This is a genomic window from Brevibacterium sp. HMSC07C04, assembly GCF_001815905.1.
Classification (GTDB): domain Bacteria; phylum Actinomycetota; class Actinomycetes; order Actinomycetales; family Brevibacteriaceae; genus Brevibacterium.
This window is the reverse complement of the sequence record NZ_KV823244.1, coordinates 104,152-127,368: the sequence shown is the minus strand read 5'-3', so window position 1 is coordinate 127,368 and position 23,217 is coordinate 104,152. Positions and strand designations below refer to the sequence as shown.

Annotated in this window: 20 protein-coding genes; 3 read left to right on the top strand and 17 right to left on the bottom strand. The window is 62.4% G+C overall.

Translation table 11 applies throughout. The features are described from left to right. Positions 1-127: 127 nt before the first annotated feature. From HMPREF3162_RS02910 to HMPREF3162_RS02895, 4 genes are all read right to left on the bottom strand, one after another. Positions 128-1,552, bottom strand: coding sequence for a replication-associated recombination protein A (locus HMPREF3162_RS02910; RefSeq protein ID WP_070572524.1), 1,425 nt, complete (start codon positions 1,550-1,552; stop codon positions 128-130). After that, positions 1,553-3,334, bottom strand: a complete 1,782-nt coding sequence (aspS, locus tag HMPREF3162_RS02905; protein ID WP_070572522.1) for an aspartate--tRNA ligase — start codon at positions 3,332-3,334, stop codon at positions 1,553-1,555. Between the two features lie 66 nt (positions 3,335-3,400). Next, positions 3,401-4,744, bottom strand: coding sequence for a histidine--tRNA ligase (gene hisS, locus HMPREF3162_RS02900; RefSeq protein WP_070776853.1), 1,344 nt, complete (start codon positions 4,742-4,744; stop codon positions 3,401-3,403). Between the two features lie 47 nt (positions 4,745-4,791). Further along, positions 4,792-5,442 carry an MBL fold metallo-hydrolase gene (locus HMPREF3162_RS02895; protein WP_070572518.1) on the bottom strand — a complete coding sequence of 217 codons (651 nt, stop codon included), beginning with the start codon at positions 5,440-5,442 and terminating at the stop codon, positions 4,792-4,794. 13 nt (positions 5,443-5,455) lie between these two features. Between HMPREF3162_RS02895 and HMPREF3162_RS02890 the strand changes: the two genes are divergently transcribed. Together HMPREF3162_RS02890 and HMPREF3162_RS02885 are read left to right on the top strand one after the other, a co-directional pair. Next, a complete protein-coding gene (locus tag HMPREF3162_RS02890; RefSeq protein WP_256282631.1) occupies positions 5,456-7,006 on the top strand; it encodes a DUF349 domain-containing protein in 1,551 nt (516 codons plus the stop codon). Positions 7,007-7,093: 87 nt separating this feature from the next. After that, a complete protein-coding gene (locus HMPREF3162_RS02885) occupies positions 7,094-7,663 on the top strand; it encodes a hypothetical protein (protein ID WP_070776852.1) in 570 nt (189 codons plus the stop codon). Between the two features lie 62 nt (positions 7,664-7,725). Here HMPREF3162_RS02885 and HMPREF3162_RS02880 read toward each other — a convergent pair whose 3' ends face one another. The 13 genes from HMPREF3162_RS02880 to HMPREF3162_RS02820 form a co-directional block, all read right to left on the bottom strand. Then, complete coding sequence (locus HMPREF3162_RS02880; protein ID WP_070572514.1) at positions 7,726-10,032, bottom strand: RelA/SpoT family protein; 2,307 nt, start codon at positions 10,030-10,032, stop codon at positions 7,726-7,728. Between the two features lie 89 nt (positions 10,033-10,121). Continuing rightward, a complete protein-coding gene (secF, locus tag HMPREF3162_RS02875) occupies positions 10,122-11,141 on the bottom strand; it encodes a protein translocase subunit SecF (protein ID WP_070572512.1) in 1,020 nt (339 codons plus the stop codon). Next, positions 11,141-13,066 (bottom strand): protein translocase subunit SecD, encoded by a 1,926-nt coding sequence (gene secD / locus HMPREF3162_RS02870; RefSeq protein ID WP_070572510.1) that lies wholly within the window; start codon positions 13,064-13,066, stop codon positions 11,141-11,143. The genes secF and secD overlap by 1 nt, the downstream gene beginning before the upstream one ends. A 20-nt stretch (positions 13,067-13,086) precedes the next feature. Continuing rightward, positions 13,087-13,521 (bottom strand): preprotein translocase subunit YajC, encoded by a 435-nt coding sequence (yajC, locus tag HMPREF3162_RS02865; protein ID WP_070572509.1) that lies wholly within the window; start codon positions 13,519-13,521, stop codon positions 13,087-13,089. Between the two features lie 105 nt (positions 13,522-13,626). Further along, positions 13,627-14,697: a Holliday junction branch migration DNA helicase RuvB gene (gene ruvB / locus HMPREF3162_RS02860; protein ID WP_070572507.1), complete on the bottom strand. Its 1,071-nt coding sequence runs from the start codon at positions 14,695-14,697 to the stop codon at positions 13,627-13,629. Further along, the gene (ruvA, locus tag HMPREF3162_RS02855) at positions 14,694-15,293 is read right to left on the bottom strand and encodes a Holliday junction branch migration protein RuvA (RefSeq protein ID WP_070776851.1); all 600 of its coding nucleotides are present in this window, start codon (positions 15,291-15,293) and stop codon (positions 14,694-14,696) included. The genes ruvB and ruvA overlap by 4 nt, the downstream gene beginning before the upstream one ends. 52 nt (positions 15,294-15,345) lie before the next feature. Then, positions 15,346-15,948: a crossover junction endodeoxyribonuclease RuvC gene (gene ruvC, locus HMPREF3162_RS02850; protein ID WP_070776850.1), complete on the bottom strand. Its 603-nt coding sequence runs from the start codon at positions 15,946-15,948 to the stop codon at positions 15,346-15,348. A 1-nt stretch (position 15,949) separates the two neighbouring features. Further along, entirely contained in the window at positions 15,950-16,705 is a 756-nt protein-coding gene (locus HMPREF3162_RS02845) for a YebC/PmpR family DNA-binding transcriptional regulator (RefSeq protein ID WP_070572502.1), read from the bottom strand. 74 nt (positions 16,706-16,779) lie between these two features. Next, complete coding sequence (locus HMPREF3162_RS02840; RefSeq protein WP_070776849.1) at positions 16,780-17,277, bottom strand: NUDIX hydrolase; 498 nt, start codon at positions 17,275-17,277, stop codon at positions 16,780-16,782. After that, a complete protein-coding gene (gene pgsA / locus HMPREF3162_RS02835; protein WP_070572498.1) occupies positions 17,274-17,888 on the bottom strand; it encodes a phosphatidylinositol phosphate synthase in 615 nt (204 codons plus the stop codon). The genes HMPREF3162_RS02840 and pgsA overlap by 4 nt, the downstream gene beginning before the upstream one ends. Then, positions 17,875-18,456 (bottom strand): HIT family protein, encoded by a 582-nt coding sequence (locus HMPREF3162_RS02830; protein ID WP_070572496.1) that lies wholly within the window; start codon positions 18,454-18,456, stop codon positions 17,875-17,877. Before HMPREF3162_RS02830 ends, pgsA begins: the two co-directional genes overlap by 14 nt. Continuing rightward, positions 18,456-20,408, bottom strand: a complete 1,953-nt coding sequence (thrS, locus tag HMPREF3162_RS02825) for a threonine--tRNA ligase (RefSeq protein ID WP_371089255.1) — start codon at positions 20,406-20,408, stop codon at positions 18,456-18,458. Before thrS ends, HMPREF3162_RS02830 begins: the two co-directional genes overlap by 1 nt. A gap of 249 nt (positions 20,409-20,657) precedes the next feature. Continuing rightward, complete coding sequence (locus HMPREF3162_RS02820; RefSeq protein WP_070776847.1) at positions 20,658-21,821, bottom strand: DUF4190 domain-containing protein; 1,164 nt, start codon at positions 21,819-21,821, stop codon at positions 20,658-20,660. 407 nt (positions 21,822-22,228) lie between these two features. Between HMPREF3162_RS02820 and HMPREF3162_RS02815 the strand changes: the two genes are divergently transcribed. Next, positions 22,229-23,059, top strand: a complete 831-nt coding sequence (locus tag HMPREF3162_RS02815) for a DUF4352 domain-containing protein (protein ID WP_256282626.1) — start codon at positions 22,229-22,231, stop codon at positions 23,057-23,059. The last annotated feature ends 158 nt before the right edge of the window (positions 23,060-23,217 follow it).

The following is a 23,217-nucleotide window of genomic DNA, read 5'->3' as shown; positions in this document are numbered from 1 at the left end:
AGGTCGAATGATCACGACCGCCTATTCATATGAGGCACAACAGCGACCAATCTTAGTTCATTCGCCTCCCGCGACACAACGCGGGTTGGCGTGTCAGCGCCCACACTCCTCTGACGAGGTGCCGCTGTCAGTCTTCCTGTTCGCCTTCTGCCTGTGCCGGCTCACCCGTTTCAGCGTCGGCCGTGCGGGGCGATCTTCCGCTGCGCAGCTGTTCGAGGGCAATCAGACGGTCCTCCATGGAGCGCTCTGCGCCGTTGCCGGTGGGCCGGTAGTAGCGCCTGCCGCGCAGCGGTTCGGGCATGTACTCCTGCGGTGAAACTGAGAACGGGTAGTCGTGTGAGTAGCGGTAGTCGACGCCGTGACCGAGTGCTTTTGCACCGGGATAGTGGGCATCGCGCAGCGGTTTGGGAACTTCGCCGAAGCTGCCCTTCTTGATGTCGGCCAGCGCTTCCCCGATTGCTCGGTAGGATGCGTTCGACTTCGGCGCGCAGGCCAGGTAGACAACTGCCTGCGCCATGGGTATGCGTCCTTCTGGCATGCCGATCCGCTCAACCGCAGTCTGTGCTGACACTGCCACCGTGAGTGCCTGCGGGTCAGCCATGCCGATGTCTTCGGATGCGGAGATCACTATTCTGCGGCAGATGAACCGCGGGTCCTCCCCCGCCGAGATCATGCGCGCAAGATAGTGCAGCGCGGCATCGGGGTCGGAGCCGCGAATCGACTTTATGAACGCCGAGACGACGTCGTAGTGCTGGTCCCCCGCGCGGTCATAGCGCACGCGGGCTTCATTGGCGGCTTCGCGGACCTCAGCTTCTGTGATCACCGGAGTTCCGGCATCTGCGCGAGCCTCTGCGATGCCTGCGGCGGCCTCGAGGACGGTCAGTGACTTGCGTGCGTCACCGGACGCGGTCTGCACAATGTGCTCGAGGGCTTCGTTCTGAAGTTTGTAGCCGTCGGCCAGACCGCGCGGTGAGTGCAGAGCGCGGTCAATAAGTGCGCGGATGTCGTCTTCTGCCAGCGGTTCGAGCTGCAACACCAGCGATCGCGAAACGAGCGGGGCGATAACGGAAAAGGACGGGTTCTCGGTTGTCGCGGCAACCAGCACCACAAGCCGGTTCTCCACCGCCGGCAGCAGTGCGTCCTGCTGGGCTTTTGTGAATCGGTGGATCTCATCGAGGAAGAGGACTGTTGTGCGCCCGTAGAGGTCGCGATCATTGCGCGCGGTTTCGATGACCTGGCGCACGTCCTTGACAGTTGCCGAAATGGCTGAGAGTTCGACAAAAGAACGGTCTGGGGCGTGTGACACCACGTGGGCGATTGTGGTCTTGCCGACCCCCGGCGGGCCGAACAGGATGACGGAGCTGGGGCCGGCCTTTGAACCGGCCTGCGAGGTGGCCAGCTGCTGCAGCGGGGACCCCGGATAGGTGAGGTGCTTCTGCCCTGCTATTTCGTCCATTGTCCGCGGGCGCATGCGCACCGCCAGCGGGTCGAGAGCAGACGCGGAGCCCGAACCGTCTTGCGGTTCGGGCTCCGCGGAGAACAGGTCAGCCAATCAGGCGTCCTTTGATTCCTTCGGCCCTGCGTCAACGCCGGCGTCCTTGCGCTGCTGAGCGGTGATCGGCGCTGGTGCAGCCGTCAGCGGGTCGAAGCCCGCACCGGTCTTCGGGAAGGCGATGACGTCGCGAATCGAATCGGTGCCCGCCAGCAGGGCCACAATGCGGTCCCATCCGAAGGCGATGCCGCCGTGCGGGGGCGCGCCGTAGCTGAATGCCTCGAGCAGGAATCCGAACTTCTCCTGCGCTTCTTGTTCGTCCAGCCCCATGACTTTGAAAACGCGCTCCTGCACGTCGCGACGGTGGATGCGGATCGATCCGCCGCCGATTTCGTTGCCGTTGCACACGATGTCGTAGGCGTTTGTCAGAGCCGAAGCGGGGTCCTGGTCGAACGTGTCGAGGTGTTCGGGCTTGGGTGCTGTGAAGGCGTGGTGAACGGCCGTCCACTTTCCGCTGCCGACAGCGACGTCGCCGGCGGCTTCGGCCTCTTCGGCTGATTCGAACATGGGGGCGTCGACAATCCAGACGAAGGCCCAGTCACCGTCTTTGATCAGGCCGGTGCGTTCGGCGATTTCACCGCGCGCAGCCCCCAGCAGGGCCCGCGATGCGCCCTTTTCGCCGGCGGCAAAGAAGATTGCGTCGCCGCCCGACGCCCCGACTGCCTCCTGCAGGCCAGCGCGTTCGGTCTCCGACAGGTTCTTGGCGACGGGACCGCCGAGTTCGCCGTCCTCGCCGATGAGCACATAGGCCAGCCCCTTCGCACCGTGCTGCTTGGCCCATTCCTGCCAGGCATCCAGCTGACGGCGCGGCAGCGAAGCACCGCCCGGGTAGACGACAGCGCCGACGTAGGGAGCCTGGAACACACGGAACGGCGTGTCCTTGAAGAATTCTGTCAGTTCGGTCAGTTCGAGGTCGAAGCGCAGGTCCGGTTTGTCCGAACCGTAGCGGGCCATGGCCTCGTGGTAGGTCATGTGCGGAATTGAGGCGGGCAGTTCCACATCGATAAGAGCCCACACTTCGCGCAGGATGTCTTCGGCGATGGCGATGACGTCTTCCTGTTCGACAAAGGACGCTTCGATGTCCAGCTGTGTGAATTCCGGCTGGCGATCAGCGCGGAAGTCTTCGTCGCGGTAGCACCGGGCAATCTGGTAGTACTTCTCGATGCCGCCGACCTGAAGCAGCTGCTTGAACAGCTGCGGAGACTGCGGCAGGGCGTACCAGGAACCGGGCTTGAGGCGGGCCGGCACGAGGAAGTCGCGCGCACCTTCAGGGGTGGAGCGGGTGAGCGTGGGGGTTTCGACTTCGATGAAGCCGTGGTGATCCAGCACGCGGCGAGCCGCGCGGTTGGCGTTGGAGCGCAGGCGTATTCGCTTTGCCTGCTCGGAACGGCGCAGGTCGAGGTAGCGGTAGCGCAGGCGGGTTTCTTCGCCCACCTGGCCTGAGTCTTCGGCGTGGTCGGAAACCTGGAACGGAAGGGCTTCTGCCAGGCTGAGCAGTTCGACCTGGGTGTCGACCACTTCGATGTCACCGGTGGGCAGCTGCGGGTTGGCGTTGCCTTCCGGGCGCGCTTCGACGGTTCCTGTCACTTTGATGACGGATTCACTGCGCAGGCGGTCGGCAACGTCTTCGCGGACGACCACCTGCACAATGCCCGAGGCATCGCGGAGGTCGATGAATGCCACACCGCCGTGGTCACGGCGCCGATCGACCCATCCGGTGAGGGTGACGGTCTGACCTTTGTCGGTCAGACGCAGGGATCCTGCTTCGCGGGTTCTCAGCACTGCGCGGTCTCCTTGGGGTTTGTTTCGAGGGTGTCTGTGTTCAGTTTAGCCGTCACGGCAGTGGGCTCACTCAGCGTCGACGCGCAGCACGCGCGGCCAGATGTCGTCTTCTGGCGGTGCCCACAGGTCCGGGTCAGCAGAAACCTGTTCGCCTGTCCGAATGTCTTTGACTTCGCTGCCGGTTTCGGCCGAAGGGAACCACACGAATGGAATCCCACGGCGTTCTGCGTAGCGGATCTGCTTGCCGAACTTGTCAGCCGACGGTGAGACATCGACCGGTATGCCCCTGCTGCGCAGTGCCGCGGCGATCTGGTCGGCTTCCGGTCTCTGGTCTTCTGCGGTGACTGCGACGAGAACTGCGGTCGGCACGCCGCGAGTTGCGGTGAGTGTCCGGTTGGCGCCGACGAGCCGGGACATGAGCCGGGAAACCCCCAGCGACATGCCCACGCCGGGGTAGACCTTCTTGTCAGTCTTGGCCAGTGCGTCATAGCGACCGCCGGAGGCGACCGAGCCCAGAGATTCGTGGCCCTTGAGGAAGGTTTCGTACACGGTTCCCGTGTAGTAGTCGAGACCGCGAGCGATTTTCAGCTGCGCTTTGACGGCTCCGGGGCGTAGACGATTCGCAGAGTCGAGAAGGGTGACAAGGGTGGCGATCCCCTCGTCCAGCAGCGGGTGCTCCACACCGAGGGCGATGACGTCTTCGGCAAAATCCGAACTTGCAGATTCGATTTCGGCCAGACGCAGGCACTGCTTGGCCTGGACGTGATCAGCGCCAGCGGTTTCGATCAGCAGTTCCTCGACCTTTTCCAGTCCGATCTTGTCGAGTTTGTCGATAGCGCGCAGAACCGAGGTGACATCCTCCAAGCCGAGCCCACGGGCAAAGCCTTCGAGGAGTTTGCGGTTGTTGGCGACAATTCCCGCTTCCGGTACGCCCAATTCGCGCAGCGCGTCAAACGCCTGCACCATGACCAGCGGGATCTCGACTTCGAAGTGGTCGGCGAGAACTTCGTCCCCGATGACGTCGATGTCGGCCTGGATGAATTCGCGGAACCGCCCGTCCTGCGGACGTTCACCGCGCCACACCGGCTGGATGGAGTAGCGCTTGAACGGAAAGTTCAGGTGGCCGGCGTTTTCCAGAACGTAGCGGGCGGTCGGCACTGTGAGGTCGAAGTGCAGACCCAGCGGGTTGCGCTCCCTGCCCTCCGAGTGCAACCTGCCGAGGGTGAAGATCTCTTTGTCGATTTCACCGTCTTTGGCGAGGATCGACAGCGGTTCGACAGCGCGCACGTTCACGGCGGCGAATCCGTTGAGCTCAAAGGTGTGTTTGAGCAGATCGAGGACGCGCTCCTCAATGATCCGGTCCTGCGGAAGCCATTCGGGGAAACCCGAGAGCTTTGCGGCTTTGGACATGACAGTGCTCCTTGAAAGATCCGTGGTTCGAAAAAGGTGGATCGGGCTCAGCCGACAAGAAACGGGTTGGCAGCGATTTCGCGGGCCAGTTCAGTGCTGGGACCGTGTCCGGGATAGACCGGCGCTGGGGTGAAGGTGCGCAGCTTCGACAGGGACGCCTCCATCGTGGCGTGGTCTCCCCCGGGAAGATCAGTCCGGCCGATGGATCCGGCGAACAGAACATCACCGCTGAAGTAGACCGCGTCAGAGTCATCTGTGACGCAGAACACGGTAGAGCCCTCCGTGTGGCCGGGAAGATGGTGGGCCGCGATGCGCAGACCGGCAAGCTCCCATTCACGACCATCGACAAATAGCTCGACCTCCGGTGGCTCCCAGCCGTGCAGAACGTCGGCAAGCATGGGCTGGAACTGCGCGGACATGGTCGCCGCGGGATCATCCAGCCGGTAGACGTCGGCCTCGTGCAGCCACACCGGAACATCCCAGTGCCGCCGGTAGTCGGGCAGACCCAAAACGTGATCGATGTGGCCGTGAGTCAGAAGAACAGCCACGGGGGTCAGCCCGTGCTGCTTCAGTCCCTCTGCAAGAGCATCCGTGTTTCCGAAACCGGCGTCGAAAAGCACGCATTCGCCGCCTGTGTCCGCGGCGGCGGCATAGCAGTTGACGCCTAGAAAAGGGGCCTCTGAATTGAGGATGCGCATAGCCGACAGTCTAATGACCGTCGCCGACACGGCGCACAGCGGGTCCAGCCCCGCCGCTTTCGGCCCGCGCTTAAGCCGCCCGGCGCAGAAGAACAGGAGGGAAAACGGCGCCCCGGCTGCCGAACAGGCCGCCGCATTCGAACAGAAAAACGGAAGAATCGCTATGCTGGCAGTGTTTCGCGCCGCAGGCGCCGTCCGACAGACAACCCGAAGGCAGACGATGACCGACTCACCCGCTCCCAAACCGCGCCCCGCCCCCAAGCCGGCTCCTCGCCCAGCCGCCGCAGCCCCCGCTCAGCCGAGCTCGCAGGCGCTCATTGCGGCAATGAACTGCGGACGCGCAGATGACGAAGGCAATGTGTACCTGACAACCTCCAAAGGCGAAGTCGCAGTCGGCCAGTACCCGTCGGCCTCGAAAGAGCAGGCGCTTGAGTTCTACGCGCGCAGGTTCCTCGAACACGCCTCAGCGGTTGACCTGTTGGAAGAGCGCTTGGCCGCCGGCACGAAGGCGGAGGACATCATCCGCTCGGCGGCAAAGGCGCGAACCGACCTTGAAGAGGCCCGTGTTGTCGGCGACGTCGAAGGGCTCAAGGAGCGCCTCGACGCACTCGAGAAGCGCGCGGAGGACGCTGCGAAAGACCAGGCCGCAGATCACGAGAAAGCACGCGAAGAAGGCGTGAAGAAGCGCGTGAGCGTCATTGAGCGTGCAGAAGGGCTCATTGCCCAGGCGCCCGGCAGCATCCACTGGAAGAACACCTCGGCGAAGATGAGCGAACTCTTCGACGAATGGAAGGAGATCCAAAGGAGCTTCCCACGCATTCCCCGCGCACAGGACACAGAACTGTGGGACCGCTTCAAATCAGCGCGCGGAACCTTCGAAAAGATGCGCCGCGAGTTCTTCGCCGAACTCGACAAGCGCAGCGCTGAAGGCAAGAAGATCAAAGAGAAGATCGTCGAAGAAGCCGAACAGCTCGCTGATTCGACCGCGTGGCGCGAAACCAGCAGCCGCTTCCGCGAACTCATGAACCAGTGGAAGGCCTCACCGCGCGCCCAGCGCAAGGACGACGACAAACTGTGGGAGCGCTTCCGCGCCGCCCAGGACACGTTCTTCGGTGCGCGCAGCGCTGATCAAGCCGAGCGCGACGAAGAATACCGCGGAAACCTCCAGGTGAAAGAGGAGCTGCTGGCCCAAGCGCAGGCGCTTCTGCCGGTTGAAGACCACAAGAAGGCCAAGCAGCAGCTGCGCACCATTCAGGACAAGTGGGAAGAAGCCGGTCCTGTCCCCCGGGCTGACATCAGCCGCATGGAAAGCGGACTGCGCGAAGTCGAACGCGCAATCGACCAGGCAGAACACGCCGAATGGAAGCGCACCGACCCAGACAAGCAGGACCGCGCCTCGGGCATGCTCGCCCAGCTGGAGCAGCAGACCGCCCAGCTGAAGGACGAGGCCGACAAGGCAGAAGCCGCCGGCGATTCTGCCACGGCCGCAGAACTGCGCGAAGAGCTGGCCACCAAGGAGCAGTGGCTCGATCAGCTGCGCCGCACAGCTGCTGACTTCAGCTGACCGCTAAACGGCTGACGGCCCCCGGAAGTTATCCACAGCTTTCGGGGGCCTCTTGTTTCGTCGGCGCTGACCTCAGAAAGTGGATGCATGGACACGATCATTCGCACCGGGCATCCGCTGAGCGCACTCCAACTGTATTCGCTCAGGCGCGATGGCCTGCTGATACAGCTGACTGACACCGCGTGGATTCGATCGGGCGCGGTGCTGACCCCTGCGCTGCGCGCGGCAGCTCTGGGAGCCCCGCCCGTGCACGGCACCGCCTTTTCACACGCTGCGGCGCACTGGGTGTGGTGGGGCACAGCGCAGGCTCCGGCGCTGTTGGACGTCACGACTCTGAGCCGGCGCCGCGTGCGCAGAGCCCCCGAAGGCACCGCGGTGTGGGAGCGCAGTCTCAGCCGCGAGGAGTATCGCCAGTTGGGTGAGTGTCGCCTGACCGAACCGCTCAAAACGCTGTTCGACCTGGTTGTCGACTGCGTTCTGCCGATCGAGGACCTCACTCGGCGCAGACGGGCTGCCCGCGCCGTTCTTGCACCGACCGCCCCGCAGCAGCGCAGAGCCCTGGCAGCATTGGCCGAAGACTCCTTTCGTCGTCCCGGGGTTGTTGAAATCCGCAGACTTCTGCGCTCGGTCGATCCCGCCTCGCACACGGGGCTGTGACCTGCGCAGGCGGTTTCGGCAGTCGCCCCGCGGCCACCAGCGGTGGCCGGTGACCGCGGCTATCAGCCGGTGATGCGATAGACGTCGAACACACCATCGACTTTGCGCACCGCCTTGAGAACCGTGTCCAGATGGCCCGAGTCCCCCATTTCGAAGACGAAGCGCGACTGGGCAACGCGTGCTTTCGACGTGGCGATCGTTGCCGACAGGATGTTGACGTGATTGTCGGTGAGCACCTTGGTGATATCCGACAGCAGACCCGCTCGGTCGAGTGCTTCAACCTGAATCTGCACCAAGTAGACACCGCGAGCGTCGGCCACCCATTCGACGTCAATGATCCGCTCGGGCGAGGCCTTCAGCTGAGCCACGTTGCGGCAGTCCTGCCTGTGCACCGAAACCCCGTCACCCCGGGTGACCCAGCCGATGATCTCGTCACCGGGCACGGGAGTGCAGCACCGTGCGAGTTTGATGAGGATGTCGTCCACACCCTTCACCCGCACACCCGCGGTCGACGAATGGTGTCCGCGGGACCGGCCAGAAGCATTCGACAGCGGGATGGCTGTGGTCTCTTCGGCATCCTCACTGTCGTTTTCGACTTCGCGAGCCAGCAGGTCGACCACGTGGGCGGCAGAGATGGTTCCGTTGCCGATGGCGGCGTAGAGGGCGGAGACATTGTCATAGTGCTGTCCGGTGGTGACGGCTTCGAGCGCTTCGCTGCTCATGAGCCGTTCGGCAGACAGGTGGTGCCGGCGCATGGCTCGGGCCAGCTGTTCGCGGCCGGTTTCAATGGCCTCTTCTCGGCGCTCCTTGGAGAACCACTGGCGGATCTTGTTGCGCGCTCGGGCCGAAGCCACAAAGGTCAGCCAGTCGCGGCTGGGGCCCGCGTTTTCGTCCTTTGAAGTCAGCACTTCGACGACATCGCCATTGCTCAGCGGGGTATCCAGCGGAAGCAGACGGCCGTTGACGCGCGCGCCGATTGTCTTGTGTCCCACCTCGGTGTGCACCGTGTACGCGAAGTCCACCGGGGTTGCCCCGGATGGCAGGGACACGATGTCGCCCTTGGGAGTGAAAGCGTAGACGTCCTGCGCACTGACCTGATAGCGCAGGCTGTCGAGGAATTCATCGGGGTCCTGGACGTCCTTCTGCCAGTCCATCAGCTGGCGAAGCCACGCGACCTGATCGACTTCCCCGCCGTCGCCGACTTTAGCGGTGCGGGCACCGGCAGTGCCCAGAGTCGAGGCGTTGCCGCCCCTGTTCTTGTACTTCCAGTGGGCCGCAACGCCGAACTCTGCGCGGCGGTGCATTTCGCGGGTGCGAATCTGAATCTCAACAGGTTTGCCGTACGGCCCGATGACCGTCGTGTGCAGGCTTTGGTACATGTTGAACTTCGGCATCGCAATGTAGTCCTTGAAGCGTCCGGTGACGGGGCTCCAGTGAGAGTGGACAAGGCCGAGCACGGCATAGCACTCGCGGACTGTTTCAACCAGCACGCGAACGCCCACAAGGTCATAGATGTCTTCGAAGTCGTGGCCGCGGACGACCATCTTCTGATAGACCGAATAGTAGTGCTTGGGTCTTCCGGTGATGTCGGCGTCGATGTTCGCCTCGGCAAGTTCTGCGCCGAGCTCTTTGGCGACGATGCCCAGGTACTTGTCGCGTTCGGGTGTGCGCTCGGCCACGAGACGCACGACCTCCGAATACACCTTGGGGTACAGCGCCTGGAAGGACAGGTCCTCCAGTTCCCACTTGATGGTGTTCATACCCAGGCGGTGAGCCAGCGGAGCATAGATGTCGAGGGTCTCACGGGCTTTGCGGGACGAAGATTCTGCCGATACGTACTTCCACGTGCGGGCATTGTGCAGCCGGTCGGCCAGCTTGATGACGAGCACTCGAATATCGCGCGACATCGCGATGACCATCTTGCGCACCGTCTCAGCCTGCGCGGCCTGTCCGTACTCGATTTTGTCGAGTTTTGTCACGCCGTCGACCATGACGGCGATTTCGTTCCCGAACTCTTCGCGAACATAGTCAAGTGAATAGTCCGTGTCTTCGACGACGTCGTGCAGCAGCGCAGCCGCAAGCGTAATGGGCGGCATGCCGATTTCAGCGAGGATAGTCGCGACCGCCACCGGATGTGTGATGTAGGGATCGCCGCTTCGGCGCATCTGCCCCTTGTGGGCCTTGTCTGCCAGGCGGTAGGCCCGAAGGATCACGTCCGTGTCGAGCTTCGGATGGTTCTCTTTGACGATCTGCAGCAGCGGCGCCAGGACTTTCGGCGTCTGCGGACTGTTCTGTGCGCGCGCCGTCCAAAAAGCAAAGCGACGGCTGAGTCCGCGTCGACCGGAACCTGAGTGTGGCTGTTGAGTCATCTTCCCCTCTGAAACGCCGAAGGTGCTTCCCCATTGTACGCGCGGGGAAGCACCTTCGGGGTCAGAACACGAGCCGCCGGTTCAGCGCGTCACGAAGCGACGCGCTCCTTTTCGCTTCCGGCTTCTGCAGCAGTCTCCACCAGGCGCTCCTGCTGTCGGACTTTGTGCTCTGTCCTGCGCAGAACCGCGTATAGGGGCGAGGCCACGAACAGCGTCGAAACTGTGGCGACGATCGTGCCGACGAACAGCGACAGGGCGATGTCAGTGAGAGTTCCCGCTCCCAGGAGGAACACGCCGATGAACAGAATCGCACCGATCGGCAGCGCGCCGATGGCGGTCGTGTTGATCGACCGGACAGTGGTCTGGTTGACGCCGAGTTCGACAAGCGATGAGAACGTCTGCTTGCGGTTCTTCTCAAAGTCCTTCGTGGTCTCGCGGATCTTGTCGAAGACCACCACCGTGTCGTACAGCGAGAACGAAAGCACCGTAAGGAAGCCGATGATCGCCTCGGGAGTGATCTCAAAGCCCGTTGCCGCGTAGATGCCGGTGGTGAGCACCATGACGAAGAACAGGCCGACAATCGCAGCCAGCGACATCTTGAAGGTCCGGAAGTACAGCGCCATGATGATGAGCGCAAGACCAACATAGATGACTAGTGCGAGCGTCATCTTCTTGGTGATGTTCTGCCCCCACAGCGGACCGACGAAGTTCGAGGTGACGTTCTCGGGGCTGACTTCGAAGGACTCAATGAGCGAATCGCGCACTTTCTGCATTTCGTCATCATTGAGCTGGCGCGTTTCGATCTTCAGCGAGTCGTTCGACGTCGGCACCGTGCGCGGTTCGGCACCGGGCACCGCGTCGTTGACGGCCTTGTTGGCCTGCGCTTCAGCTGAGGAGTCAACGTGGTCGACCTGGAATTCCGAACCGCCGGTGAAGGCGATGCCCAGGTTGAACGGCTCGGCGCCGGCTGCACCGCGGACAACGGGAACCAGCAGCGACAGGACCGTCAGAAGGGCGGCAAGACCCAACCACAGCTTGCCTTTGCGCACGAACGGGATCGAAACTTCGCCCGAGTGCAGCTTGTTGCCGAAATCAAAGAACTTCTTCATCAGTCTTCTCCTGCCTGTTCGGCGGCTGCGGCTTTGCGTGCGGCAAGCGATGACGATGTGTCGCGCTCCCGGCGCCTGCGCGCACCTTCTCGCCGCTGAGCTTCCTCGGCGGAGCGTCCGGTGGTCTTCTGTCGCGCTTTTTCGAGGTCAAGGCCCATGGCACCGCGGTAGGCGGCCGGCTTGACGCCCAGCTGACGTGGATCCATACCGGACATCGGGTGGCCTTCACCGAAGAACTTCGTCCGTGCCAACAGCTGCAGCATCGGGTGGGTGAAGAACACGACGATGATGACGTCGACGATCACCGTAAGCCCCAGTGTGAAGGCGAAGCCGCGCACCGAACCGACGGCGAGGATGTACAGAATGACCGCCGCCAGCATGTTGACTGCCTTCGAGGCGTAGATTGTCTGGCGGGCGCGCACCCAGCCGACTTCGACGGCAGACGTCAGACGACGGCCGTCGCGGATCTCGTCTCGGATGCGCTCAAAGTAGACGATGAACGAGTCTGCCGTCATGCCGATGCCGATGATGATGCCGGCCAGACCGGCCAACGACAGGCGGTAGCCGTAGCGCCAGGATGCGAACAGCAGCAGGAGGTAGGTGAGGATTCCCGCCGCCACGAGGCTGGCGATTGTCACAGTCGACAGCGCGCGGTACTGCAGCACCGAGTACAGGACCACGAGCAGCAGGCCGATTGCGCCTGCGATGAGACCCTTCTGCAGGTAGTCAGCACCGAGGGTGGGCGAGATCTGCTCTTCGGACTGCACCTGGAAGGAAATCGGCAGGGCACCGTTCTTGAGCTGGTTCGACAGCGTCTGGGCTTCTTCTTCAGAGAAGCTTCCGGTGATCTGCGCCCGACCGTCGGTGACAGCTGACTGCGATGCCGGTGCTGAGAGCACGAGCCCGTCGAGTTCGATTGCGAACTGGTTGTACGGCTGCTGCAGGCCGGTGATTGTCTGCGTGATTTCGCCGAACACTTTGCGGCCGACGTCGTCGAACTCCATAGTGACGGCCAGGCGGTTGGTCTGCTGACCCGACGACGAGGTTTCGAAGCCGTAGGAAGCGTCTTTGACGTGTTCACCGGAAAGCTCAACCGGGCCGAGCACGAATTTGGCCGATCCGTCTTGCGCACATTCAACGACGACTTCGTCAGCCGGGGTTTGCTTGCCGCCTGTGCGGTTGGCCGGATCGGTGCAGTCGAGCTCGGTGAATTCCTTCATCACCTTCTGCGACTGCCAGCTGTTGTCGGTCATCGGGTCAAAGCGGGGACGCTTGCCGTCGTCATCTTTGCCCTCTGTGCCTTTGGGCTCGGCAGAGGGCGATTCTTCAGCGGGCTTCTTGGCGTCTTCGCCATCAGCCGGAGCGGATGCGGTTCCGCCGCCCTGGGGCGCTTCACCGTCCTGCTGCTCACCTTCCTGATCTCCGATTAGGTCCTCAATCCGCTTCTGGTCTTCTTCGGACAGCTCGTCGGATTTCTTCTTCTGTGAATCCTCTTGTTCTTTCTGCTGCTTTTCCTGAGCAGCAGCGGATTCGGGCGGGCCGACGAAGGCTACGCGGCGGAAGGACAGCTGAGCTGATGAGCGGACGAGGTCTCGGGTCTTTTCGTCAGGGTTGCCCGGCAGGTTCACGACGATGTTGCGGTCGCCCTGAGTGGAGATCTCAGCTTCCGACACGCCCGTGGAGTCGACGCGCTGTCGGATGATCTCGACTGCCTGTTCCAGCTGTTCTTTGGTCACCTGCTGATCTTTGATCTGGGGTTCCAGGATGATCGAGGTGCCGCCTTCGAGGTCGAGGGCGAGCTTCGGGGCCCAGGTTGCCGAGGAGAACACGGCCCCCAGGGCAACCAGGCCAGCCAGCAGTGCTGAGAAGACCCCAAGCACTGCGAAGCTGCGTCCGGGGCGAGCTTTTTTATCTGAAGCGGACACGGTCTGCTTTCTGGTTGGTGTTACTTGGTGTCGTCTGAGCTGTCGGCGTCGTCGCCCTTTGCGCGCTTGGCTTCGTTGTGAGCGTCGAGTTCGGCGTCGGTGATGCTGGGTTCGGAGTTCTTCAGCGGCGATTCATCGGCGTCGTCACGCTGAATGGGTCCCTGATGGGAACTCTGCTCCGCAGGTGCTGCCGGTTCGTTCGCTTCGATATGGCCGATGGACCGACGGTGGATGATGAGCTGGGTTCCGGGGCCGGATTCGATTGTCACCTGGTTGGTCTCTTCGTCAACCGAGACGACGGTGCCGAAGATTCCGGCACCGGTCATGATGCGTGCACCGGGTACGAGACCGCGGGCGATCTGCTCCTGGTGGGCCTTCTGCTTGCGGCGGGAGCTGACCATCATAAAGATCAGCAGCGCGCCGAGGGCGAGCATAATGAGGACATTGGGGTTCACCGGAAACCTCTTTCGCTTATGGGGTCAGAACAAACCTCGGATATTCTACCGTCGACGTCAATCACTCCGAAAACCGTCGTCGAGCGCCCCTGTTGGCAGGCCTTCTCAGAACATTTGAGAAAAAGCACCCTCGGGCGGGGTGAGGCCGATGTGCTCCCACCCTTCCGCGGTTGCTATTCGGCCGCGCGGGGTGCGCGACAGCAGGCCTTCGCGCACGAGGAACGGTTCGGCGACCTCTTCGACCGTTTCGGATTCTTCGCCGACTGACACCGCGAGGGTCTGCAGACCCACCGGTCCCCCGCCGAAACGACGACAGAGTGTGTCGAGCACCGCGCGGTCCAGGCGGTCGAGACCGCGACTGTCGACCTCGTAGACTTCCAGGGCCGACTGGGAAGCGTGCAGATCGATGACGCCGCTTCCGCGCACCTGGGCCCAGTCGCGTACGCGCCGCAGCAGGCGATTGGCAATGCGCGGAGTGCCGCGAGAGCGTCCGGCGATTTCTGCCAGCCCTTCAGAATCGGCTTCGATGCCGAGCATGCGCGCTGATCTGCGCAGAACAATGAGCAGGTCTTGCGGCGAATAGAAGTCCAGGTGGCCCGTGAAGCCGAACCGGTCGCGCAGGGGCGCGGGAAGCAGACCGCTGCGAGTAGTCGCACCGACCATAGTGAACGGCGGAAGGTCCAGCGGAATCGCGGTGGCGCCGGGGCCTTTGCCCACAATGACGTCGACCCGGAAGTCCTCCATGGCCACGTACAGCATTTCTTCGGCGGCACGGGCCATTCGGTGCACTTCGTCGATGAAGAGCACCTCGCCTTCTTCGAGCGAGGACAGGATCGCGGCGAGATCCCCCGCGTGCTGCACAGCAGGACCCGAAGTGATGCGGATCTGCGAGTTCATTTCGTGGGCGATAATCATCGCCAGCGTTGTCTTGCCCAAGCCCGGCGGCCCGGAGAGCAGCACGTGATCGGGAGCCTTGCCGCGAGCTCGCGCTGCATCGAGCACAAGAGACAGCTGCTCGCGAACCTGGGGCTGTCCCGTGAAGTCATCCAGGCCCTTGGGGCGAAGGGCGGCTTCGGCTGCGCGCTCATCCGAACCGGCGCCGGCGCTCATGAGCCGTTCAAGTTCGGCCGGCGTCGGTTCGTCGCCGCCGAAGTCGATTTCGTAGCCGTCGCTCATCGCTTCTTCCCGAGAGTGCGCAGGCTGGCTTTGAGCAGGCTGCTGACATCGCTGTTGGCATCGTCTTCAGCCGCCGCTTCCACAACAGGTTGGACGTTTGCCTCTTTCCATCCCAGGCCGATAAGCGCCTGCACGACTTCTGCGATGATCGACTGTTTGCCAGCAGCCCGTGGAGCAGAGCCCGCACCCGTCGGCGTGACCGTGATCTTTCCGGACAGCTCCAGCACCAGGCGTCCGGCGACCTTCGGCCCAACACCCGGTACGCGCGTAAGGGCCTTGGTGTCTCCGTCTTCTACCGCGGCGGCGAGCTCGCCGGGGGTGAGGACCGCCAGCACCGCCATGGCCAGCTTGGGGCCAACACCCGATGCCGACTGCAGGGCAACGAAGGTGTCTCGTTCATCACGGGAGGAAAAGCCGAACAGCGTCAGCGCGTCTTCACGAACAACGAGCTCCGTGTGAATGCCGACCTCTTGACCGTGCCGAACGCCGCTCAGAAGCGACGGGCTGACAAAGACTTTGCGCCCAATCCCGTGGGTGAGGACGACAACGGAGTCAGCGTGGATCGATTCAACGCTTCCCTGAATAAAGCTGATCAACAAAAACCCTCAGAGTTTTAGAACAGGTGTGCGAAAACAGTATGCCACTTCGTCAGCGTGATTTGGCGGTCCGAATCGCCGCGGCCCACTGTTCCTGCGCCTTTGTCATGCCCGAACCCTGCAGACCCTGCGCCCGCCGGGCCAGAACGTCCTTTGTCGAACCGGGGGTCGACTGCGCTCCCACCGCCCCGCGCCACAGGTGGCAGATGGCGACTGCCAGGGCGTCTGCGGCATCGGCGGGCTTGGGAGGAGCGTTGAGTCTGAGAATCCGGGTGACCATGCTCGTCACCTGCTTCTTATCCGCTCGCCCGTTGCCGGAAACAGCTTTTTTGATTTCCGATGGGGTGTGCATGGCCACCGGGATTCCGCGACGAGCCGCAAGGCCCATGGTGAGCCCGGAAGCCTGCGCTGTTCCCATAATCGTCGAAACGTCCGAACGCGCAAACGGCCGCTCGATTGCAACGATGTCCGGCCTGCAGTCGTCGAGAAAGCGGTCGAAGGCATCCGCAATCAGGCCCAGCCTGACATCTGACGCTCCGTAGGCGTCGGTGCGAATGACGTCGACTGCCACGAGCGACGGCCGGGATGCGCGCCCGGAGTCGATGACCCCGATACCGCAGCGGGTCAGCCCGGGATCGACGCCGAGGACACGCATGTCAGTCTTCGGCTAGGGCAGCCGCTGTGTCGTCGGAGATGTCAGCGTTGTCGTAGATGTTCTGCACGTCGTCGAGGTCTTCGATCGCATCGACGAGCGCGGCAAGCTTGCGTGCGTCTTCGACCGACAGCGGAACTTCGACGTTCGGGACGAAGGCAAGGTCAGCGCTGTCGTAGTCAATGCCGGCTTCCTGGAGGGCAGATCGGACGGGCACCAGATCGGTGGCCTCCGAGATCACCTCCCAGGTTTCGCCCTGGTCTTTGACCTCTTCGGCACCTGCGTCCATTGTGGCTTCGAGGATCGCCATGTCATCAGCCGCAGACTGCTTGACCACGACGACGCCCTTGCGCGCAAAGTTGAAGGCGACCGAACCGGGGTCGGCCAGGTTGCCGTTGTTGCGGCTGACCGCAACGCGGACGTCAGAGGCGGCGCGGTTCTTGTTGTCGGTCAAGCACTCGATGAGCAGGCCAACGCCGCCAGGCCCGTAGGCTTCGTAGGTGATGGGGAAATATTCGACGCCGTCGCCGTCGAGACCGCCGCCGCGCTTGACTGCGCGTTCGATGTTGTCAGCCGGAACGGAGTTCTTCTTGGCCTTCTGAATCGCATCGAACAGGGTGGGGTTGCCTTCGACGTCGGGACCGCCGGCGCGTGCCGCGACTTCGATGTTTTTAACCAGCTTCGCGAAGAGTTTGCCGCGCTTTGCGTCAATAGCGGCCTTTTTGTGTTTAGTCGTAGCCCATTTTGAGTGACCTGCCACGAAATCTCTCCTCGCGTTCGATTGATGTCCGATCTACATTGTAAGACCACCACCGGGGCAAAGCGGCCGGCCGTCTACTCCGCGCCGCCGGGACCGTTCAGGGGCAACGGCGATACGGGCTCCACGCCCACACAGACAAGGTCGATGAGGAAAGGCAGTTCGGGCGGGTAGATCACCTCGGAAGACTTCTCGACTTCCTCTTTTGACCACCAGCGTGCACCCGTGATGGCGGCCTTTTCCCTATCACTCCACATAGCTTCGTCAAGATCAATGTCCTCGGTGAAGCGCATGCCGAAGTACACCTCGTCCTGCACCAGCACACCGGTTGAGAACTGGATGGACACACGGCACGTGGCCAAGGGGCCCAGAAGATCAGACGGTTCACATTCAATGCCGGTCTCTTCGGCGAGTTCCCGGGCCGCAGTCTGCTTCGAGGTCTCCCCCAGTTCAGCTCCGCCGCCTACGGTGAACCAGTAGCGTCGCGAATGATCCCCCAGGTCGCGGCACTGGAGCATGAACACTTCGTCTTCAGCATTGAGAAGCACCACGCGGGCAGCCGTGCGGACCTTCATACCGTGTCCTCCGATTTCACGCTCAGGAAAACCGAGCGCATTCTCTGAAAAACAGTCACAAGGGCACCGGCGGCAACCAGTGCAAGTGCGCTAGTGAGCACACTATACGGCGCCCCGAGGCCGACACAACCGGCGGCGACGAGCACCACGATCAAACGCTCCGTGCGCTCCATCAGCCCTCCGGACCCATCGCCTCCGACAGCCTCACCTCGGGCGCGGGTGTACGAGACCGTGAACGCGAAGACCAAAGCCGACAGAGCCAGTCCTCCCGCGGCCGCCCGGCCGCTCAGAAAAGCTGCGGCGGCCAGGCTGCCGAACACCGCCCCGTCGGCAATCCGATCCAGTGTCGAATCGAGAAAGGCGCCCCACCTGCTGGTGGTGCCGCGGAGTCGGGCGAGTGTCCCGTCGAGCATGTCGAACAGAACAAAGAACGTCACCGCGAGAGTACCCAGAAGGTAGTGCTGCAGCGGGTACAGGACGGCAGCCGACACTGCGGTGCCAACGGTCCCGATCACCGTGATCGCGTTAGGCGTAAGCCCCAATCGGCCGAGTACAGCCGCAACTGGTCGCGTGCAGACTTCGACCGCACCTCGGAGCTTAGAGGTGAGCATCGCCGTTATGGGGTTCCTGCCGGTTCCATTCTTCGCTGTAGAGCTTCTGCACCTGCCCGTGGACCAGCGGCAGCGCCTTAGTCTCGGCGATGATCGGGAAGAAGTTTGCATCCCCGCCCCACCGCGGCACGATGTGCTGGTGCAGATGAGCGGCAATCCCCGCACCGGCGACCGCACCCTGGTTCATACCCAAGTTGAAGCCGTGCGGCGAGGACACCGCCCGGATCACGCGCATCATCTTCTGCGACATCTGCGCGACTTCAACGGTTTCCGCGGGTGTCAGGTCCGTGTAGTCGGCAACATGGCGGTACGGACACACGAGCACGTGGCCCGGATTGTACGGGTACAGGTTCAGGATGACGAAGGCGTGTTCTCCGCGAGCCACGATGAGACCGTCTTCGTCGCTGCGCTCAGGTGCGGCACAGAACGGGCAGGACTGCTCGCTTGAGTCGGCGGGCTTGTCTTCGCCGCCGACGTAGACGAAGCGATGGGGAGTCCACAGTCTCTGCAGCCCATCGGGTTCGCCGGGAAAGCCGGCAGCCGCTTCAGGTTCGGGAATGCCCGTCATCAGACCTGCGCCCGATCTTCAATGGCCTTGACGATCCGCTCTACGGCTTCGTCTACCTGCACGCCGTTGTCCTGACTGCCGTCGCGGAAGCGGAAGGACACCGCACCCGCGTCACGGTCTTCGCCGCCTGCAATGAGCGTGTAGGGGACCTTGGACTTCGAAGCGTTGCGGATCTTCTTGGGGAAGCGGTCATCGGAGGTGTCGACTTCGACGCGCACTCCCCTGGCCTTGAGCTTTTGGGCAATGTCCCAGCAGTAGTCGTCGAATTCATCGGCCACCGGGACGAGCACCGCCTGCACCGGTGAGAGCCACACGGGGAACGCGCCCGCGTAGTGCTCGGTGAGCACGCCGATGAAGCGCTCAATCGAACCGAACTTGGCCGAGTGGATCATGACGGGGCGGCGGCGCGTGCCGTCTGAGGCGCTGTATTCGAGGTCGAATCGCTCCGGCTGGTTGAAGTCCATCTGGACTGTCGACATCTGCCAGGTGCGGCCGATGGCGTCACGGGCCTGCACGGAGATCTTTGGGCCGTAGAAAGCGGCACCGCCCGGGTCCGGAACAAGCTCAAGTCCCGTGGCTTCGGCGACTTCGCGCAGGGTGCTTGTCGCGATCTCCCACTGTTCGTCCGTGCCGATGAACTTGTCCTTCTTCGCACCGTCGACTTCGCGAGTGGACAGTTCGAGGTAGAAGTCGTCCAGGCCGAAATCCCGCAGCAGCGACAGCATGAAGTCCAGCAGGTGCTTGATTTCAGCCGCCGCGTCCTCTTCTGCAACGTAGGAGTGCGAATCGTCCTGGGCGAAGCCGCGCACGCGCGTGAGACCGTGGATCACACCGGACGGTTCGTCGCGGTACACCGTGCCGAACTCGAACAGCCGCAGCGGGAGATCGCGGTAGGAGCGCCCGCGGGAACGGTAGATGAGGTTGTGCATGGGGCAGTTCATCGCCTTCAGGCGATAGTCAGTGCCCTCGTGGGTGACGGTACCGTCCTCGGCGATGTGCTTGTCGACGGTGAACGGCGGAAACATGTTCTCGCCGTAGTACGGCAAGTGGCCCGAGGTGTAGTACAGCGCTTCTTTTGAGATGTGCGGGGTGCCCACGTACTCGAAGCCCTCTTCGATGTGGCGCTGGCGGACGTAGTCCTCCATGACCCTTTTGATGACGCCGCCCTTGGGGTGGAATACCGGCAGGCCCGAGCCGAGTTCGTCCGGGAAGGAGAACAGGTCGAGCTCCGCTCCGAGTTTGCGGTGGTCGCGCCGTTCAGCTTCTGCAATGCGCTCCTGGTATGCGCGCAGTTCGTCTTTGGAGGGCCAGGCGGTTCCGTAGACGCGCTGCAGGCTCGCATTGGACTGATCGCCCCGCCAGTAGGCAGCGGAGGATTTGGTGACCGCAAAGCCGTTGCCGATGAGCTTGGTTGACGGCAGATGGGGTCCCCGGCAGAGGTCTTCCCATACGATGTCGCCCTTGCGGCTGCGGTTTTCGTAGATGGTCAGCTGGCCGCCGCCGACTTCGACGCTCGCGCCTTCAGCGCCCTTGCCCTTGTCTTCGACGAGTTCGAGTTTGAAGGGTTCGTCTGCCAGGCGGCTGCGGGCTTCGTCGTCGCTGACTTCGACTCGGTGGAAGGTCTGGCCTTCTTTCACAATCCGCTGACAGCGCTTTTCAATGGCTTTGAGGTCCTGCGGTGTGAACGGCTCTTCGACTTGAAAGTCGTAGTAGAAGCCGTCGGTGATGTAGGGGCCGATGCCCAGTTTGGTGCCGGGGAACAGCTCCTGCACGGCCTGGGCAACAACGTGTGCGGTGGAGTGGCGAAGAATGTTCAGTCCTTCTTCGCTGCTGATGCTGATGGGCTCAACAACATCACCGGGCTGCAGCTGACGATGCAGGTCGCACGACGCGCCGTTGATCCAAACAGCCACTGTCGTCGGGTCGGATGCAAAGAGCTCGGTGCTCGTCATCCCTTCGGTGTAGGGAATTTCTTCTCCGGCGACGGTCAGCGTGTCAGACACGGCTTCTCCTTATACGTGGTCGTTTCAGCGCTTCTACTGTACCCGCTGGCAGCGAGGGTCTCGTTGCTGATCGGCACTCGATTGGGAAACTCGGCCGCAGCGCGGGGGCACTGAGTGAGTGATCTGCCCGATGACGAGCGAAGCGGGGCGGGAACACAGTGTTCCCGCCCCGCGCCTATCACCGTGCTTCGGCTGGTGTCACTTGATCTTGAAGGACTGCCGGTCGCGGTAGTCCTCACTGGTCATGAGCAGTGTGATTTCAGCTTTTTCTGCTGCCTTCGGCTCAATCGCCTGTGCAGTGTAGAACTCTTCGACCTCGTCAGGCTTGATCGGGTTCTTGCCGAAGTCGGAGATCGGGCTCGACATCTCCCTGTCCCCGACCTGTCCATAAACTGAACTCGAGCAGTCGGCGCCGTCGGCGAAGCATTGGACCCTGCCCGTGCCGGGCTTCAGTGGCTTGTCCGAGACGTTCTTCATGAAGTACTTGATGACGAGAACTTCACGATTGGCGAACGTCTGGGGGCTGACGGTGTCTGCAGCTTTGCCGCTGGTGATCAGCGCATGAATCTCAATGTCCTTGAATGTGCCGATCTTGGTGGCCTTGTCGATCTCTGCATCGAAGTCGCCGCCTTTAGCACCTTCGCCCTCGGGTGCGGAGTCCGCTCCAGCTTCGTCGTCGTCCCCGGGAGCAGCCGGGGCTTGGGTCTCACCGCTGGGGCTGCTCGGCGAAGCAGTGTTGCTTTCGGATCCGATGCCGACAGCCATCATGATGATGAGAACCACAATGCCGATCAGGCCGAGCGCGGTGGTCACGAAGCCCAGAATAAGTCCGGTCAGGCCCATGCCCCTGTTGTTTGCCTGTCCGTTCTTGACCGCTTTGAGGCTCATAAAGCCCGTGACGATCGCGACGATGCCCGCAAGCGAGACAACGAAGCCCACAACACCTGAAACCAGCGAGATGACGCCGAGGCTGTTCTTCTCGGTTGAACCGGCGGTACCGGCGGCACCGTACATATTGTTGGCGTCATAGGCCTGCGGGCTCTGCTGGTAGTCCGCGAAATCACCCTGGCTGCCGACAGGCTGCTGGGCCGTCTGAGGCTGGCTGTTGCCGAAGTCAGCCTGCGAGTACTGGTTTCCGTAGTCGCCCTGTCCGTAATTGCCCTGGCTGTAGTCGCCCTGGCCGGAGTTTCCGGTGCTGCTTCCTGACGGGTCGGGGTTTGCCCCGTTGGATCCGTCGTAATTGCCCTGGCTGTAGTCGCCCTGACTGGGGTTTCCGACGCTGCTGCCTGACGGGTCTGGGTTGGCCCCGTTGGAACCGTTCTGCGGGTTGGAGTCGTTCTGACCTGAAGGGGTATCGCTCATAGGGCTTCCTTACGTTTATAGTCGGGCGTTTCATTCGAGAACGATTTTCATCGAACTTTCAGGACCTCATCAGCATAGCGCCAAACGGACCCAGGATTTCCAGAGCAGATCATACCCACGTGGGGCACCGTCGTGATGCGTTCGTCGCACCAGCAGGCACGAGGAGCAATTCCCAGTTGAGCACTACGGCCCATTCTTCACCCGTGAGACTTCGACAGAAGCTGCCGATACGCAGCCGCGTATCCTCACTGACAACTCGGGGATTCGCACCCAGCTGGCGGTCACCCGGACCTATTTTCTAAACTCTGCGCGCCTAGGCCCTTGGTACTAATTTTCTGGGTACTATGCACGCAGACAGATGCCTTTGGGCCTGTCCTCAATGCGCTCTACCCGAAAGGCATGAAGACTTGAACGTACCCTATGCACCCGGCCCCGCAGCGCCCCGGTATGCCCCTGCCCCCACACCCCCGGCGAAGGAAAACAATACGATCGGCCTAATCGGCTTCATCGCCGCCGTGGTCGGCTTCATTTTCGCGTGCATTCCCTTCGCGCTGATCGTCGGTTGGATTCTCCTGCCGACTGCCTTCATCTTGAGCATTGTTGCCCTGTGCCTGAAGGACAAGAAGAAGGGCTTCGGCCTGGCCGGCCTCATCATCTCCATTATCGGCACCATCATCGGCTTCATCGTTTTCATCGCCGTGGTTGCAACAGCGGTTGGCGGTGCCTTCTCCGACGACACCTCAGTCTCGGCGCCTGTTGAAAAGCCGACCTCAGCTGACGATGCCCTCGAGGCTGAAGAATCCGACGAAGAGGGCACCCGCACCAACCCGCACCCGCTGGGCAGCACGGTCTCGACCGATGAGTGGACGGTCAAGGTCAACAGCGTGAACCTCAACGCCAACAAGGCCATCGCGTCCGAAAACGAGTTCAACGAACCTGCACCCAAAGGTGAGGTTTATATCCTCGCAAACGTAACGATCAAATACACCGGCACCAACCCGGACGGAGCCATGCCTTTCGAGATCATCGAATACGTGACCGCCAGCGGCACCACGGTCGACTCTTATGACACGCTCGTTGTCGCACCGGATGAGCTCGATTCGACGACCACCCTGTACGAGGGAGCTTCTATCACAGGCAACATTGCCTTCTCTGTTCCCGCCGACAGTGCAGATGAGGGCGTACTGGCCGTCGCTCCCGGACTGTTCGGAGACAAGGTGTTCGTCGCCGTAAAGTAACGACGCAGACAGCAACGCGGGGCAGAATCGTTTTGCCCCGCGTCTGTGCTTTCCCGCTCGGACCGGTGAGTCCGACAGGATCCCTAAGCACCACTGTCCGAAGCGCGCGGATTTCCCGTGTTTGCAAAGAAAAAGCCGGGGCTTTAACCCCGGCTGTC

Excerpts from the sequence above, each read along its gene's own strand:
- HMPREF3162_RS02890 (WP_256282631.1), top strand. The coding sequence starts at position 5,456 with ATGACCGTCGCCGACACGGCGCACAGCGGGTCCAGCCCCGCCGCTTTC.
- HMPREF3162_RS02880 (WP_070572514.1), bottom strand. The coding sequence starts at position 10,032 with ATGACTCAACAGCCACACTCAGGTTCCGGTCGACGCGGACTCAGCCGT.
- HMPREF3162_RS02830 (WP_070572496.1), bottom strand. The coding sequence starts at position 18,456 with ATGACGGGCATTCCCGAACCTGAAGCGGCTGCCGGCTTTCCCGGCGAA.
- hisS (WP_070776853.1), bottom strand. The coding sequence starts at position 4,744 with ATGTCCAAAGCCGCAAAGCTCTCGGGTTTCCCCGAATGGCTTCCGCAG.
- thrS (WP_371089255.1), bottom strand. The coding sequence starts at position 20,408 with ATGACGAGCACCGAGCTCTTTGCATCCGACCCGACGACAGTGGCTGTT.
- HMPREF3162_RS02885 (WP_070776852.1), top strand. The coding sequence starts at position 7,094 with ATGGACACGATCATTCGCACCGGGCATCCGCTGAGCGCACTCCAACTG.
- HMPREF3162_RS02840 (WP_070776849.1), bottom strand. The coding sequence starts at position 17,277 with ATGAAGGTCCGCACGGCTGCCCGCGTGGTGCTTCTCAATGCTGAAGAC.
- HMPREF3162_RS02820 (WP_070776847.1), bottom strand. The coding sequence starts at position 21,821 with ATGAGCGATACCCCTTCAGGTCAGAACGACTCCAACCCGCAGAACGGT.
- ruvB (WP_070572507.1), bottom strand. The coding sequence starts at position 14,697 with ATGAGCGACGGCTACGAAATCGACTTCGGCGGCGACGAACCGACGCCG.
- ruvC (WP_070776850.1), bottom strand. The coding sequence starts at position 15,948 with ATGCGTGTCCTCGGCGTCGATCCCGGGCTGACCCGCTGCGGTATCGGG.
- secF (WP_070572512.1), bottom strand. The coding sequence starts at position 11,141 with ATGAAGAAGTTCTTTGATTTCGGCAACAAGCTGCACTCGGGCGAAGTT.
- pgsA (WP_070572498.1), bottom strand. The coding sequence starts at position 17,888 with ATGCTCACCTCTAAGCTCCGAGGTGCGGTCGAAGTCTGCACGCGACCA.
- HMPREF3162_RS02895 (WP_070572518.1), bottom strand. The coding sequence starts at position 5,442 with ATGCGCATCCTCAATTCAGAGGCCCCTTTTCTAGGCGTCAACTGCTAT.